Genomic DNA, 15,862 nt, shown 5'->3' on the forward strand with positions numbered 1-15,862 from the left:
TAACCCTAAATACTTAATACCAATTACAAGCTTAAGCTTTTGTTATTGGTATTTTTATATTTAATTTAGTAACTTTACTTTTTCTTTATATTTGTTTTAATTTCTATTAAGTTTTAAACGTTATATTAATATACGTACAAAGTAATGTGTGGAAATTGTACATTACTTTTAATATAGAGAGCTAAAAAATATTAAAAATGTTGTAAGGAGGAGATTATGACAGGGTGAAAAAGAAAGAGAAAAAGAGTGGTAGAGCACTACCTATACGGTTAAATATTTTATTCTTTTGCGTATTTTTATTATTTTCTGGAATTATAATCCAGTTAGGTAAAGTACAAATTTTCGATGGAGAAACATATAAGAATGAAGTAGAAAAAAGAGAGAATGCAACTGTTAGTCTTACAGTACCACGCGGCAAAATTTATGACCGTGAAGGGAATTCAGTGGTGGACAATAAGTCTTTACGTACGATTACATATACAAAGGTGAAAGGTGTAAAATCGGAAGAAATGCTAAAAACTGCAAGACAACTTGCAGAAATAATTGAAATGCCGCAAGAAGATATAGATAAGTTAACCGAGACGGATAAGAAAGATTTTTGGATGCAGTTAAATCCAAAACTTACTCAAGATTTAGTATCTAAAAAAGAAATAGATAAGTTTAGAGTAAAGGATATTAACGGAAAAGAGTTAGACAAAAAAATAGAAGAGTTAAAAAGAAAGCGAGTTACAGAAAAAAATCTTCAAGAATTAACAGCAAAAGACATAGAAGTGTTAGCTATTAAAAGTAAAATGACTTCAGGTTATCAAATGGTACCTCAAATTATAAAAAAAAATGTTAGTGAAAAGGAATATGCTGTGGTTAGCGAAAATTTAGCAAATCTCCCTGGGGTTGACGCATCAGTTGATTGGGAACGGCTCTATGTAAATGATGGCTTATTCCGTTCAGTCCTTGGAAATGTTTCGAATGCTGATGAGGGATTACCACGTGAACGATTAGATTATTATTTAGTGCGGGAGTATAGCCGGAATGACCGGGTCGGGAAAAGTTACATCGAACAGCAATACGAAGATGTACTTCATGGCACGAAAGAAAAAGTAAGAAGTATTGCTGATAAACAAGGTAATACAATTAGAACGGAGACAGTTTCTGAAGGGAAAAGCGGCAAGAATTTAACGTTAACAATTGATATGGAATTACAGAAAAAAGTAGAAGAGAGTATAGAAAAAATATTAAAGGCATATAAAGGTTCAGAATCAATGTTAGACCGTGCTTTCGTTGTAATGATGAATCCGAAAAACGGCCAAGTATTATCGATGGCTGGGAAAAGACTTGTAGAAAAAGATGGGAAAATGGAAGTAGAAGATTACGCTTTAGGTACGCTGACAAGTTCATACGAGCTTGGATCAACTGTTAAAGGTGCTACAGTATTAACCGGATTTGAAACAAAAGCTATAACACCGGGAACACATTTTTATGATGCACCTATGAAGTTTAAAGGAACTAAGGAGAAAAAGTCATGGAAAGATTTTGGAGATATAGATGACCTAAGAGCTTTACAAGTTTCCTCTAACGTTTATATGTTTAACACAGCATTAAAAATTGCTGGTGTGGATTATGTAAAGAACAGTTCACTAGATATTAAACAAGAATACTTTGATAAGATGAGATATTATTTCAGACAATTTGGTTTAGGTGTTCCAACAGGTATTGATTTACCGAATGAAACAGCGGGGCAAATTGGGAGAAAAGATAATCAGCCAGGTTTCTTATTAGACTTTTCTATTGGTCAGTATGATACGTATACACCACTTCAGCTTGCACAATATATTTCAACTATTGCAAATGGCGGGTATCGTATGAAACCACAAATTCTTCAAGAAATTAGAGAACAAACCGTTCAAAAAGATGAGGTCGGTAAAGTAGTACAATCAATAGAACCCGTTGTTTTAAATAGAATTGATATGAAAGAAGAATATATCAATCAAGTAAAAGAAGGCTTTAGGAAAGTATTCCAAGAAGGGGATGGAACGGGAGTAAGGGCGTTCCAAAAAGCACCCTATAAACCAGCTGGAAAAACAGGAACTGCACAGACTGTATACGGTGGAGAAAGTGATATTGGGAGAAATGAGAAAGGCAATCGTAGAGAATGCTATAATTTAACATTAGCAGGATATGCGCCATATGATGATCCAGAAGTAGCATTTTCCGTTGTAGTACCATGGGTTATAAATGATAAGTCTGGTATTAACTCTGATATTGGAAAAGAAGTTTTAGATGCTTATTTTGATTTGAAAAATAAGCGATTAACTGGCGAAGCACCAAAAATAGATGACTCTAAGGAGAATTAAAATATACGAAACGTCTCTGGCATTTATATGAACTAGAGACGTTTTTACATACGAATAGATTAGAAATGAGGTATATATGAAGCAATTGATTCTAAAAGATTGGAGAAAAATATGTAGCTATATTTTAATTATAATAGGAATTATTATTATTATTATTAAGTCATTTTTATTTTGTATGGTAGAGGGAATTTCGATGCAACCTACTTTGAATGAAAATAATCGCATACTAGTTAATAAGGCTAGTGTTTATTTTTCTTCTTTTCATCATGGTGATGTTGTAATAATAAAAAAAGAAGACGAGCCTACATACTACGTGAAACGAATTATTGGATTACCAGGGGATAACATACAATTAAGAAACGATGTAGTATATATTAACGGTAAAAAGCGAGATGAGTTGTATATACAGTTAGATATGTCACAAGTATCAAATCATTTTTCAAACTTTAGAGAAATGAAAGTTCCCTCGCATAAATTATTTGTATTAGGTGATAATCGAAATCATAGTAAAGATAGTAGGAATACACTTGGACTTATCGATGAGTCACATGTAATAGGTAAAGTGAAAATGGTATATTATCCATTTGATCAAATAAAATGGTTAAAATAATTCTATTAACTATTCACGTTTTATAAAATAATTCATATATTGATAGCATAGGACAAGCAGAAAAGCTTATCCTAACCTCACAGAACACTCCTTATCACAGTTAGGCATCTACTTATGTAGATGCCTTTTCGATGACTGATAATTATTTATCAACCTAAAGTAGTAAGCATATTGGGACTATTAGAGGAAGATTGCTTGTAATAATAACAGTACGATTAATAAGAACATTGAATTGTAAGGAGTGAGAAATACGTGTTGAATATTTTAATAATTAATTTTCCTGCAGAGGGACATGTAAATCCTACATTAAGTTTAGTAAAGGCCTTTACTGAAAGAGGAGATAACGTACACTATATTACAACGGAAAACTTTAAGGAAAGGCTTGAAGTTTTGGGGGCTATTGTACATACTCATCCGGATTTATTAAAGGAGATTTCTATTGATAATGAAACTTCATATGGATTAAAATCTTTCTTTCATGTACATGTTCAAACTTCTTTATATATATTAGAAATTACGAAAGAATTATGTAAAAGCATAAATTTTGATTTCGTAGTTTATGATATATTTGGTGCCGGAGAGTTAGTAAAGGAATATTTACAAGTTCCAGGCATAGTTTCCTCTCCTATATTTTTAATTCCACCAGAATTATTGGAAACCTTGCCTTTTCATCCAAATGCAGAAATACAATTCCAACCCGATGAACTCTCTGAAAAGTTACTGTATCAAATGGAACATGAATTTGGAGTAAAGCCCAAAAATAATCTTCAATTTATGCATAATAAGGGAGATATTAGTCTCGTGTATACAAGTCGTTATTTTCAACCTAATAGCGATTCGTTCGGAGAAAACAATGTTTTTATTGGACCGAGTATTATAAAGCGCAAAACAAATGCAAAGTTTCCACTTGAATTGCTTTCAAAAAAGAAAGTTATTTATATTTCAATGGGAACACTTCTTGAAGGGCTCGAACCATTTTTTAATACTTGTATTGATGCTTTTTCAAATTTAGAAGGGATTGTAGTAATGGCGATCGGTGATAGAAATGATATTTCAAAAATTAAGCAAGCGCCAGACAACTTTATTATAGCCCCTTACGTACCTCAATCAGAAATATTAAGTGAAGCAGATGTTTTTATTACACATGGTGGAATGAATAGTGTGCACGATGCAATTTATTACAATGTCCCATTTGTGATAATACCACATGATAAAGATCAACCTATGATAGCGCAAAGATTAACTGAGCTTGAGGCAGCACATAGATTATTGAAAGAGCATGTTAATGTGCAAACTTTAAAAGAGGCGGTAACAGATGTTCTTTCAAATAAAAAGTATAAACATGGCATTCGAAAACTGAATGAAAGTTTTTTAGAGTGTGGCGGTTCCAAAAGAGCCATTGCAGTTATTGATGCTCTTTTAAATAAATAGTTCGGACAATATAAAAGCATAGAGGATCTACCTTTATGCTTTTATATTATTATCCAGCAAATTGTACAGCAGTATTTGCGTGTAAAAAAGCAGTATCAAAAACAGGAACAGTAAGGTCATTTTGGGAAATAAGCAATGGTATTTCAGTACAGCCTAGTAATATACCTTCCGCACCGTTTTGAATTAATGAATTGGTAATTTGTATTAGTTTCTCTCTTGAAGTTTCTGAAATAATGCCTCTACTTAATTCGTTTAATATGACGTGATGGATAAAAGTTCTTTCTTCGTCATTTGGGATAATTGTCTCAATGTTATATTTTGCTAGTCTTGATGTATAGAAATCTTGTTCCATCGTTTGTTTTGTTCCTAATAGTCCGATACGTTTTATATTCTGTTCTACCATTTCTTTAGCACTTACATCACCGATATGAAGAAGTGGGATTGATATTGCTTGTTCTACTTCCTCAGCAAATAAATGGACCGTATTTGAACACATTAGTAAACATTCCGCCCCGGACTTTTCAACCTTTTTAGCAACTGTGACTAATTCGTTTTTCACTTCTTCATATTGATGGTTTTGTAATAAAGTAGTTACTTCTCCAAAGTCCATACTATATAAAACTAGCTTCGCATTTTGATCGTATTGAGAGAGTGTTAGAGTATTAATATGTTTATAGTATAGTGATGTAGATTCCCAGCTTAACCCACCAATTAAACCAATTACTTTCATCATACATTCCCCCTGTAACAATTTTGAATTTATTATTTCATAATTCCGATAAGAATACAATGATTTAAATGCACTATTTAATAAAAAATAAAAATAATTAGAAAAGTGTTGAAATTTATCTTTCTTAGTGCCATAATACGAATTACAAATTAATACTTATCCAGAGAGGTAGAGGGAACGGCCCTATGAAGCCTCAGCAACCCCTATGTAATTACATAGGAAGGTGCTAATTCCGCAGAGGACATTATGTGTCTTTTGAAAGATAAGGGGATTCTTGTACGTGAAAGAAAATGACCTCTTATTTAAGAGGTCATTTTTTGTTGTATAGAAAGGAAGTGTCGATGCATAATTTATTTTCAAAAGAAATATAGAGTATTAAAAGTTGAATAATACGAGAGGGGAATTGTAATGAACAAATTAACGACAAAGCTAGTAGTAGCTATTGGAATTGGAGCAGCTTTATACGGGGTATTAGGGCTTTGGGGATTTTCTATCGCACCGAATACATTTATTAAACCCGCATTGGCTATTTTAACAGTTTTTGGAGCGTTATTTGGCCCGGTAGCAGGACTTTTAATAGGACTCATCGGTCATACCGTTACAGATACGATCGCTGGTTGGGGTATTTGGTGGGGATGGGTTATTAGTTCAGGTATTATTGGTTTTGCAATGGGACTCATACAAAAAAGAGTTGGTTTTAGTGTAAAACATGGAACGTATAATAACCGTGATATTTCTTATTTTGCAATTGCAGGGTTAATTGGTATTGTCATTGCTATTATATTTGCTGGAGCATTCGATATTATTGTGATGGGAGAACCGTTTGACAAAATAGTTATACAAGTACTAGGCGCAACAATTGCAGACGTTATCGTATTTTTAGTTCTTGGCTTACCAATCACGATCGGATTAGCGAAATCAAATAAGAAACATACACATTTAAAAATTGAAAAGTAGGGATGAATACATGCAACCAATTATTTCTTTTGAACAATTTACCTTTCAATATAGGCATGCCACGCAGCCTACTTTAAAAAATATTACATTTCAAATATATCCTGGGGAAAAGGTACTTATCGCTGGACGAAGTGGTTCAGGTAAGTCAACATTAGCGCATTGTATAAATGGGCTAATCCCATTTTCTTACGAAGGGATAAGTACCGGTAACATTTTAATAGCTGGAAAGGACCCGAGAAAAGGTAGTGTTTTTGAACAGAGTAAACACGTAGGGACAATATTACAAGATCAAGATTCACAATTTATAGGTCTTACGGTCGAAGAGGATGTAGCATTTGCATTAGAAAACGATTGTGTAAATCAAATAGAAATGAGAAAGATTGTTACGGATTCTTTAAACAAGGTAAGCATGCAGGACTTCCATACACAAAGTCCATATGAATTATCAGGAGGTCAAAAACAGACAGTCTCTCTTGCAGGTCTGCTAACGACAAATGCAGATATATTATTATTTGATGAACCGTTAGCTAATTTGGATCCTGCATGTAGTTTGAATACAATAGAACTTATTAAAAATATACATGAGAAATATAATAAAACAATTGTAATTATTGAACATCGAATAGAAGAAATTTTAAACCTTGATTTAGATAAAATTATTTTAATAGACGAGGGAGAAGTTATTGCCATTGGTTCACCGGATAGTATTTTAAATTCTAATATATTACCAAATATCGGACTAAGAGAACCTATTTATATAGAGGCGCTAAAGAAATTAAATTTTGACAGTAATAATGTTAGGGTATTTCCAATTGAAAATCTTCGTAATGCAGGCGTTCATAGCCTATTAAAAAACTGGATGCAGAAGCAAGTTTCATCAAAAAATAAATATATTAAAAAAGCTTTATGCAAGATAGAAAATTTATCATTTACGTACAATAACAAACATACAGCCTTAGAAGATATCAACCTTTCAATAGGAGAGGGAGAAATAGTAGCGTTATTGGGTCATAATGGAGCAGGGAAATCGACATTAGCTCATACTCTTATAGGAATAAATAAAACAAAGAATGGGAGAATAACATTCGATGGAGAAAATATAAATTCTTGGTCTATTCGTAAACGCGGGGAAGTTATTTCTTACGTTATGCAAAATCCAAATCAAATGATTACACAGCCTACTGTTTTAGAAGAGGTTTCATATTCATTAAAATTAAAAAAGGTTTCTAAAGATGAGATTGAGACAAGAGTCGAAAAAGCTTTAAGAATTTGTGGATTATATCCATTTCGTAACTGGCCAATTCAGGCATTAAGCTATGGACAAAAAAAGAGGCTTACTATTGCATCTGTACTTATAACAAACCCAAAAATTATTGTATTAGATGAGCCGACAGCTGGACAAGATTATTACCATTATAAACAGTTTATGTCGTTTATTAGAAAATTGGCTGGAAGGGGCATATCCTTTATTATTATCACACACGATATGAATCTTGCTTTAGAATATGCAGATCGAGCGGTAGTTCTGCATGAAGGGAAAATTATTGCGGACAATACTGTATCTGCTGTTTTAGGGGATCAAGGAATATTACAAAGAGCTAATCTACGGGAGATTTCATTAATAAAACTAGCTAAATTAAGCGGAATTCCAACTCCAGAAACATTTGTGAAACTTTATATTGAGGCTAATAGGAGGGAGGAATATGCATAATACGTATTTTTATCGTATGGATGGTGCAATTAAATTATCTATATTTATATTTTGTATGACACTTACTTTTTTATTTTTTGATTTTCGTATATTGCTAATTTTATTTATTGTTGGATGTATCGGTCTCTTAATTGCAAAAATTCAATTGCGTAAAATAATAGTTATTTTCAGTGTTATATTTACATTTAGTTTATTAAATTCCGTTATGATTCTTTTTATTACGCCCACCCATGGATCGGAATTAACGGGATCGTATACCTCTTTTTTTTATATAGGTTATGCAACAATTACATATGAAACTTTATTTTATGCAGCTACACTTTCATTGAAATATTTTACGTTATTACCATTTACACTTCTCTTTATTTATACAACTCATCCAAGTGAATTTGTGAGCAGCTTAAATAAATTTGCTGTTCCTTATAAAATTACATATGCAATAAATATTGCACTGCGTTATATACCAAGCATTCAATCAGAATATATAATCATTAGACACGCACAGGAAGCAAGAGGCGTACCTTTTGAAAAAGGAGAAGCGAGCTTGTGGATTCGTATGAAAAACCGTGTTTTAATTTTTTGGCCACTTATTATTCATTCATTAGAAAGGATTGATACTGTTTCAAATGCAATGGATTTAAGAGGTTTTGGAAAAAAGGATACACGAACGTGGTACTATGCAAAGGACGCACAAAAGGAGGATTACATCACACTTTTTGTTGGTATTATCATTTTGGTTATTGCAGTTTATTTAAAGCTGAATGTATTCCAAAGTTTCTGGTACCCATTTTAAAGCACTCTCAATAGAGTGCTTTTACTAATTTTTATGAAGACATGCTCAAAAATGGGAGATACACATACTGTATAATACGAACCAGTAAAAAAAATCAACTACCTATTAGTTTTCAAACCAAAAGGAGGAAAAAACATGAGTTTCGGTGGTTCTTGTGGTTTTGGTGGAGGTTTCGCTTTATTAGTTGTGTTATTTATTTTATTAATAATTGTTGGATGCAGCTGTTGGGGCTGAGGATACTAATTTCTAATTAGTCTCTACAAAATGTAAACTTAAAAAACATAGTAGGTACTTTTTGTATCGTAATAAATGAAAAAGGAGCTTAATAGCTCCTTTTTCATTTATTATACGAAATCTCCTCATTACTGCATTTAGGTAATGTGATTGTTAAAGTAGTCCCTTTATTTATAACACTTCGGATTTTCAATGTGCCTCGCATCGTTTCGATAATTTTTACAGCAACCATTGTTCCTAAACCAGTACCTTTCGTTTTTGTACTAAAATATGGTTCGCCAAATCGATTAATTTGCTCTTGCGACATTCCAATTCCACTATCTTGAATCCGTATTATGACCTTATTATTATTAACAGTTGCAGATATAATTAGGTTACCGCCACTTGGCATTGCTTCTATACTGTTTTTTATTAAATTTAAAAAACATTGATGGAAGTGCTGTGTATTACCAATAATTATTCCCTCAGAGAACTCTTGTGTAATATTAATATTATTCATATTACATAACGGCAATATCATTTTAATAACTCGATGTAACTCGTGCTCCACTGAAATACGATCTAGTTTTTCTGAAGCGGGTTTGGCAAAAGTTAAGTAATCATCAATAATTGCCTGTGCACGATTTAATTCTTCAAGTATATGTTCAATATATTCATCTCTGGATTGTTGAGTTATATTGGGTGTTTTTAAAAGTTGTGTAAACCCTTTTACAACCGTCAAAGGGTTCCGTACTTCATGTGAAATACTTGCAGCGAGTTGACTGACAATCTCCATTTTTTCAACTTTTATTAATTTTGATCGCATGCATATTGCATCTTTTAAAACTTCATTAAAATAGACCATAAATAATATTAAAATAGTTGGTAATAGAATGAAATAAATAATGTACAAATTATTCACTTCAAAATCCGATAGAGTTAAAACAATTACTGTTGTAAACAATGCAAGGAAAAAGTTAAAAATATGGATGAAGCTACTTTCATTTTTCTATTGTATGTATTAAATTTTGATGATGCGAATGCTGTAATTATTAACATCGTTCCATACACAATGATTGTTAACAGGCTAAAACCATAAAACATAAAACGTGTTATTAATAAAATCATGAGTAATGCAATACCGACAGGAAATCCACCATAAAGTGTACCAATTAAAAAGGGGATTTGTCTTAAATCGTGAATACAATTTTCATCCATATAGATGGGGTACCGCATACATAAAATTAGTGGGATGCTCGTACAAAGAATGATAAGCAGTTTCTTATATTTCTTCCTAAAGTATCCACTATCATAAATAAAATAAAAAACAAATATACTACTTAAAATATATAGAAGGTTATTTAAAACATTTTGATTAATGTAAACAAAGTTCATAATACATGCCCCGTTATCCTGAATTTCAATGCCATATGTATTATACATTATAAAAGTACAAGTTTTATATACACATTTTATAATGTATGTAGTTTTTAAAACTTTTCAGCGTTATAGACTTTTAACCATACAGTATTAAACTCTTCCATTGACGCATAGCGCTCACTACGATTTTCATTTACAGCACGGTATGCTACTTCATATAGGCCTTCACTAGCTTCCCATTTCATAAAGGAACGATCTTGCCCGCCACCTAATAGTGCGAAAGCCATAGCCCCCATATTAAATACATTAGTTTTCCCGTCTATTATAGCATTAAGTTGAAACTCTTCAGGTGACATAAAACGCGAGGACCCCCACAGTCGCCCCATCTTATTTACATACGGTTTGTTACTGTATAAATCAATATCACAAATTTTTGTTTCATTCGTTTTAAAGTTGTACAAAATACTACCGTCATAAAAATCAATAGCTACATAGTTTTTGTGTTCTACGTAAGTGTGGAAAGAAAAAATAGAATTCAATGATACGATGCGTTCCTTAATAGATAAATGCTTAAATTTATAAAATGGTGAGCTAGGATCAATATATTTCGCTGGAGGTGGGAAACTCCAGTGCGGGTGAAGACATTCACCATCAAACCAATCAAAAATTAAAACATATCCTTGTTGTACAGGGTAGTGTTCAATTAAATTTATAAGAGAATTGTGTTTTAATTCATGGTATATAGTAACTGAATTTTTCAACCTAATAATAGCTGCATCTGAAGTTCCTTCATATGCAACAGTTGATGCTCCTGCATATTTAATAAATTTCTTTTCCCCATTCTTTTCAACACCGAAACTTATATTCCCTGAATCTTGCTGATCAAAAACGGTAAATACTGTTCCTAATTTCATAAGCCAATCAAAATTATGATGTTCTTTTAATTGGAATGTTACATTATTTAACTGAATTTTAACTGGAATATCTTTCATTATTCACCTCGTATTTACTATAATTAAGTTGTATATTGCATTATTCGACACATTTTTGCGGAATCCCTATGTTAATAACGTGAAATTTTATAAATATAATGATAAATACTATTAGGAGGAGAATAAAATGGAACAACAAATTTTAATTAAACCATATCAAAACGAATGGCATGAAGAATATGTAACAGAAAAAGAGAAATTCATTTCTTTGTTGCGGGAAGAAATTATTGCTATTGAGCATATAGGAAGTACAGCGGTAGAAGAATTAGGAGCTAAACCTCTTATTGATATGATGATTGGCGTAACTAATTTACAAATTACTGAAAATTGGACTGAAAACCTTGCAAAAATTGGATATGAATATGTTCCAAAAGAAACACCGAATTGGCGTTTTTTTAGAAAAGGGAAATGGAGAGCTGGTACTCACCATTTACATGTTTATATTTATAATAGTGAAGAATGGAGGAACAACCTATTATTTCCGAGATTTCTCATAAAACATGAATGGGCACGAATAGAATATAGCGAATTAAAAGTAAGACTTGCTACTACATATCCTTTTGATCGTGTTTCATATACAACTGCAAAAGCCCCGTTTATTCAAAAAATAATAGTTTTAGCTAAAAAGGACCAATACAAGATGTAAGTTATTTTGAAATTCTCATTTTATTTTAATCATTCTCTCATGTTCCTTTCTTTTTTATTTGATACACTGCTTGTTACAGAGCCTTTATAAGTAAGGGGATTTAAAAATGGAGAAGATACTAAGAAATAAATATGTTCATATGTATGTTAAAATAATTGGTATTACTATTATTGTTTGCAGTGTAGAATTGCTATTTATTAATGTTTTGTACGGGAATGTATTAAATGTACAATGGCTAAATAAGAAATTAGGTTCTTTAGGTGAATACGGGGCAATTATAGGTGCATCATTATGGTTCTTACGTCAAATATGGTTATTTTTAAAGAAAAAAAATATGCACGGATTTAAAATGATTAAAGAGCTATACCTTTTCATAAAACAGTTTCACGTATTAATTGGATACGCTGTAATAGCTGTTACGACTACTCACGGCATTTACTTTTTAATAAAAGGAAGTCGTCATATAATACTAATATATAGTGGTATATTTTCTCTTTTAGCCTTAATAGCATTAGGGGTTGCAGGCTTTACTTTACAGAAATCTAATCAGAAAACAAAATTGATGATGTATCGAAAAGTACATCAAATCATCGCAATTATATTCGGAATAGGATTGCTTATTCATTTAATCGCATAGGAGGAAGTACCGTTGCAACATATATTAATTATTGAAGATGAGGAAAGCTTGGCAGATTTTTTAGAACTAGAATTAAAGTATGAAGGATATAAAGTAGATATACAACTTGATGGAAGAAAGGGATTAGAAGCTGCACTTGAAAAAAGTTATGATCTCATTTTACTTGATTTAATGTTACCAGGATTAAATGGACTGGAAGTATGTCGTCGATTAAGGGCAACTAAAAATACACCTATTATTATGTTGACTGCTCGTGATAGTATTATGGACCGTGTGACAGGCTTAGATAGTGGAGCTGATGATTATCTTCCAAAACCGTTTGCGATTGAAGAACTTTTAGCACGTATGAGAGTTATATTTAGAAGAGAAGAAAATATAGAACATAAAAACACATCTTTTCTTACGTTTAAAGATTTACAGCTTCAGATTGAATCTCGAACTATAACTAAAGGAAACGAAGAAATTGAACTTACAAATAAAGAATTCGAGCTATTGCTTATGTTTATGAAAAATATAAATCGAGTTCTTACCCGTGATATTTTACTTGATCAAGTATGGGGATACGATGCAATGGTTGAGACAAATATAGTCGATGTATATGTTCGTTATTTACGTAATAAGTTACATAGTGTAGATAAGGAGGAGTATATCCAAACAGTCCGCGGTGCTGGATATATAATGAAATGATAAAAAACATTAGGTACCGAATTAGAAATTTACCTATAAAGTGGAAATTAACACTTTGGTCCACTACACTAGTTTTCATTTTGTTTATTTTGTATAGCGCATTACAATTCATTGTAATTAATAAGTGGACTATAGATTATGAACAGAAACAAATAAACAGACAAGTGACAGAAATAGCGGCATATTTTCAAGATAAAAAATGATACGCTCTCGAGCAAAACATTTGAAAATAGTAAAGAATTTCTAAACAACATGATCGATAAGCATCAAATGATTCGTATTATAGGAAGAGATGGAAAACCTATTGTTACTGTTTCACGAGACTTTAATGAAGCATGGATAGAGCCCAAGATGGTTACGCAAGATGAATCATTTATAAAAAGACATATAGAGGATCGAATATTAGTTGAGCGCATACCCATTCAAACAAAAAAATTCACTGGAACTATTGAGCTTGCGAAAAACTTAGAGACATTTGATCATTTATTAAAAATAATTTTAGTGGTAATGGTTGTTGCGGGGTTATGTGGATTAGTGTTTAGTTTTTTAGGTGGAATACTAATAACGAAAAAGCTTTTATCGAGTGTTCAAAACATAACAGAAACGATGAAGCGTATTAAGAAAAATGGACTAAATGAAAGGGTTCCAGTACGAGAAAATAATGATGAACTCGCAAAATTATCAATTCTTTTTAACGAAATGATGGATGAAGTAGAAACCTCATTTACACAGCAAAAGCAGTTTGTAGAAGACGCATCGCATGAATTAAGAACACCATTAACAATTATTCAAGGGCACTTATCGATGCTAAATCGATGGGGGAAAAATGATCCAGCAGTATTGGATAAATCCCTTCAATCCAGTTTAAAAGAAGTAGATCGATTAAATAAATTAGTTTCAGAACTGCTAGAGCTATCAAGGGCTGAATCAGAACAGATGCATCCAGTAGCAGCCGAACGAGTCCATGTTAATAGCGTATTGAAACAAGTTACACAAAACTTTGCAGTACTGCAAACTGACTTTCAATTTGATCTGAAATTGGATACAGATGAAGCTTATGTTTCAATCCCATCATCTTACTTAGAACAAATTATTATTATTGTAATGGATAATGCGGTGAAGTATACGAAAGAAGCTAATAAGTATATTTGCATTGAATCAAGTATGCGGTCAGGAAAAATTAATATTCGCATAATAGATCATGGAGCGGGAATACCTGAATCGGATTTACCATTTGTTCTTAACCGTTTTTATAGAGTCGATAAAGCGAGAAGTAGAAAACAAGGTGGCAATGGGCTAGGTCTATCTATTGCAAAACGGCTTGTAGAAAAATATAACGGAACTATTCAATTAGAGAGTAAAGAAAATGAAGGAACAGTTGTTACGATTACATTTCCTGATACTACACATTAATAGTTAAAGGTATAAAATTCTTTTTGAAAATACTCTTTAAAAGGAGGAATACATTTTGTATTTCCTCCTTTTTTGACGCTTAGAAATCAAAAAAATTTATTTATTTCGATATTTCTAGTACATTGAAAGTATTAAGGGGGAATAATTAATGAAAGCTATTATACATCAACATAAAACAGGATTAGAAGGTTTAGAATATAAATTATCAGCTGAGATAACACCTAATGTTGGGGAAGTTAAAGTGAAATTAAAAACAGCAGGTTTAAATCATCGTGATTTATTTATTATGAATAATAGAAAAGAAATGGAATTACCATTAATTTTAGGATCAGATGGTGCAGGTATTGTTACGGCATTAGGAGAAGGTGTTTCAAATATCACACTACATACAGAGGTTATTATAAATCCTAGTATTGGATGGAATAATACTCATGAAATACCAGCGTTACCTAAAGTATTAGGTGGACCAGCAGATGGAACGTTTGCCGAATATGTTATTGTGCCAGCTGAAAATGTAGTGAAAAAGCCATCATATCTTACGTGGGAAGAATCTGGTGTGTTATCTTTATCGGCATTAACTGCATATAGAGCACTTTTTACAAAAGGTAAATTGAAATCTGAAGAACATGTTCTAATTCCAGGAATCGGCGGTGGTGTAGCAACTTTTGCTATGTTATTTACTAAAGCAATTGGAGCAAAGGTGAGCGTTACTTCAAGGATAGAGAGCAAAAGAAAGGCTGCAGAAAAATATGGAGCAGACTTTTCTTTTAATAGTTCTGGTAATTGGGAAGAGTGCTTACATGGAGAAAAAGTAGATTTAATTATAGATAGTATAGGTCCAGCGACTTTCTTAAAATATTTTGATATATTAAAACCAAATGGAAGAATCGTTAATTTTGGTGCAAGTTCAGGAGATAAAATTGAATTACCGTTACGAGCATTATTTTATAATCAAATCGATATTATGGGAACATCAATGGGCAGCAGTGAGGAATTTAATGAGATGATTCATTTTATAGAGGAACATAATATTAAACCAATCATTGATAAAGTATATCCATTAGAAGAAGCAATTCAAGCTTTAAATCGAATGCAGCAAGGAGAACAATTCGGTAATATTGCCCTACGTATGGAATGAAAATATGATTTCGTAGATAGTATATTTAAATGAACATGTTAAGTATTATATTCATACATGAAGTGTTTACCATACTATTTTAAAAATGTTTTTACAACCTTTATACATACTTAGCTCTTGTAAATAGTTTACACGATTGTCAAAATGAATAGTAATAAAAATGAAGAATTAGA

The 15,862-nt window shown here is 31.9% G+C and carries 13 protein-coding genes, 2 pseudogenes and 1 riboswitch; of the genes and pseudogenes, 12 read left to right on the forward strand and 3 right to left on the reverse strand.

The genetic code is table 11. From position 1 onward, the window contains the following. Positions 1-224 precede the first annotated feature (224 nt). The 3 genes from CDB3_RS10910 (at position 225) to CDB3_RS10920 (ending at position 4,392) form a co-directional block, all read left to right on the forward strand. The gene (locus CDB3_RS10910; RefSeq protein ID WP_128854497.1) at positions 225-2,351 is read left to right on the forward strand and encodes a peptidoglycan D,D-transpeptidase FtsI family protein; all 2,127 of its coding nucleotides are present in this window, start codon (positions 225-227) and stop codon (positions 2,349-2,351) included. Positions 2,352-2,427: 76 nt separating this feature from the next. Then, positions 2,428-2,961 (forward strand): signal peptidase I, encoded by a 534-nt coding sequence (gene lepB, locus CDB3_RS10915; protein WP_128854498.1) that lies wholly within the window; start codon positions 2,428-2,430, stop codon positions 2,959-2,961. A 252-nt stretch (positions 2,962-3,213) separates the two neighbouring features. Then, positions 3,214-4,392 carry a macrolide family glycosyltransferase gene (locus tag CDB3_RS10920; RefSeq protein ID WP_128854499.1) on the forward strand — a complete coding sequence of 393 codons (1,179 nt, stop codon included), beginning with the start codon at positions 3,214-3,216 and terminating at the stop codon, positions 4,390-4,392. Between the two features lie 49 nt (positions 4,393-4,441). Here CDB3_RS10920 and CDB3_RS10925 read toward each other — a convergent pair whose 3' ends face one another. Next, entirely contained in the window at positions 4,442-5,125 is a 684-nt protein-coding gene (locus CDB3_RS10925; protein WP_000978599.1) for an aspartate/glutamate racemase family protein, read from the reverse strand. Positions 5,126-5,275: 150 nt separating this feature from the next. Then, positions 5,276-5,391: riboswitch (SAM riboswitch) on the forward strand. Between the two features lie 139 nt (positions 5,392-5,530). Here CDB3_RS10925 and CDB3_RS10930 point away from each other — a divergent pair. The 4 genes from CDB3_RS10930 to CDB3_RS10945 all read left to right on the forward strand — a co-directional run bounded on the left by CDB3_RS10930 (position 5,531) and on the right by CDB3_RS10945 (position 8,817). Then, a complete protein-coding gene (locus tag CDB3_RS10930; protein ID WP_002013166.1) occupies positions 5,531-6,079 on the forward strand; it encodes an ECF-type riboflavin transporter substrate-binding protein in 549 nt (182 codons plus the stop codon). A gap of 10 nt (positions 6,080-6,089) precedes the next feature. Further along, on the forward strand, positions 6,090-7,790 hold the full coding sequence (locus tag CDB3_RS10935; RefSeq protein ID WP_128854500.1) for an ABC transporter ATP-binding protein: 1,701 nt from the start codon (positions 6,090-6,092) through the stop codon (positions 7,788-7,790). Continuing rightward, positions 7,783-8,583, forward strand: coding sequence for an energy-coupling factor transporter transmembrane component T family protein (locus CDB3_RS10940; protein ID WP_128854501.1), 801 nt, complete (start codon positions 7,783-7,785; stop codon positions 8,581-8,583). Before CDB3_RS10935 ends, CDB3_RS10940 begins: the two co-directional genes overlap by 8 nt. A 135-nt stretch (positions 8,584-8,718) precedes the next feature. Then, positions 8,719-8,817: a YjcZ family sporulation protein gene (locus CDB3_RS10945; RefSeq protein ID WP_016115012.1), complete on the forward strand. Its 99-nt coding sequence runs from the start codon at positions 8,719-8,721 to the stop codon at positions 8,815-8,817. A gap of 103 nt (positions 8,818-8,920) precedes the next feature. Here CDB3_RS10945 and CDB3_RS10950 read toward each other — a convergent pair. Beyond that, a pseudogene (locus tag CDB3_RS10950) lies at positions 8,921-10,239 on the reverse strand (LytS/YhcK type 5TM receptor domain-containing protein). Positions 10,240-10,286: 47 nt separating this feature from the next. Next, positions 10,287-11,168: a protein kinase family protein gene (locus CDB3_RS10955; RefSeq protein ID WP_128854502.1), complete on the reverse strand. Its 882-nt coding sequence runs from the start codon at positions 11,166-11,168 to the stop codon at positions 10,287-10,289. Between the two features lie 127 nt (positions 11,169-11,295). Here CDB3_RS10955 and CDB3_RS10960 point away from each other — a divergent pair, with 127 nt between their 5' ends. The 5 genes and pseudogenes from CDB3_RS10960 to CDB3_RS10980 all read left to right on the forward strand — a co-directional run bounded on the left by CDB3_RS10960 (position 11,296) and on the right by CDB3_RS10980 (position 15,689). Beyond that, positions 11,296-11,814 carry a GrpB family protein gene (locus tag CDB3_RS10960; protein ID WP_128854503.1) on the forward strand — a complete coding sequence of 173 codons (519 nt, stop codon included), beginning with the start codon at positions 11,296-11,298 and terminating at the stop codon, positions 11,812-11,814. Positions 11,815-11,920: 106 nt separating this feature from the next. Next, positions 11,921-12,451, forward strand: a complete 531-nt coding sequence (locus CDB3_RS10965; RefSeq protein WP_128854504.1) for a hypothetical protein — start codon at positions 11,921-11,923, stop codon at positions 12,449-12,451. A gap of 12 nt (positions 12,452-12,463) precedes the next feature. Then, positions 12,464-13,138 (forward strand): response regulator transcription factor, encoded by a 675-nt coding sequence (locus CDB3_RS10970; RefSeq protein WP_071772638.1) that lies wholly within the window; start codon positions 12,464-12,466, stop codon positions 13,136-13,138. Continuing rightward, positions 13,135-14,551: pseudogene (locus CDB3_RS10975) on the forward strand (sensor histidine kinase). Before CDB3_RS10970 ends, CDB3_RS10975 begins: the two are co-directional and overlap by 4 nt. Positions 14,552-14,699: 148 nt before the next feature. After that, on the forward strand, positions 14,700-15,689 hold the full coding sequence (locus CDB3_RS10980) for a zinc-binding dehydrogenase (RefSeq protein WP_128854505.1): 990 nt from the start codon (positions 14,700-14,702) through the stop codon (positions 15,687-15,689). Positions 15,690-15,862 lie beyond the last annotated feature (173 nt).

Source organism: Bacillus sp. CDB3, from assembly GCF_002081505.1.
Classification (GTDB): Bacteria; Bacillota; Bacilli; order Bacillales; family Bacillaceae_G; genus Bacillus_A; species Bacillus_A cereus_AT.

Coding starts and splice junctions, on each gene's coding strand:
- CDB3_RS10940 (WP_128854501.1), top strand. CDS start 7,783: ATGCATAATACGTATTTTTATCGTATGGATGGTGCAATTAAATTATCT.
- CDB3_RS10980 (WP_128854505.1), top strand. CDS start 14,700: ATGAAAGCTATTATACATCAACATAAAACAGGATTAGAAGGTTTAGAA.
- CDB3_RS10965 (WP_128854504.1), top strand. CDS start 11,921: ATGGAGAAGATACTAAGAAATAAATATGTTCATATGTATGTTAAAATA.
- CDB3_RS10960 (WP_128854503.1), top strand. CDS start 11,296: ATGGAACAACAAATTTTAATTAAACCATATCAAAACGAATGGCATGAA.
- CDB3_RS10955 (WP_128854502.1), bottom strand. CDS start 11,168: ATGAAAGATATTCCAGTTAAAATTCAGTTAAATAATGTAACATTCCAA.
- CDB3_RS10925 (WP_000978599.1), bottom strand. CDS start 5,125: ATGATGAAAGTAATTGGTTTAATTGGTGGGTTAAGCTGGGAATCTACA.
- CDB3_RS10945 (WP_016115012.1), top strand. CDS start 8,719: ATGAGTTTCGGTGGTTCTTGTGGTTTTGGTGGAGGTTTCGCTTTATTA.
- lepB (WP_128854498.1), top strand. CDS start 2,428: ATGAAGCAATTGATTCTAAAAGATTGGAGAAAAATATGTAGCTATATT.
- CDB3_RS10935 (WP_128854500.1), top strand. CDS start 6,090: ATGCAACCAATTATTTCTTTTGAACAATTTACCTTTCAATATAGGCAT.
- CDB3_RS10930 (WP_002013166.1), top strand. CDS start 5,531: ATGAACAAATTAACGACAAAGCTAGTAGTAGCTATTGGAATTGGAGCA.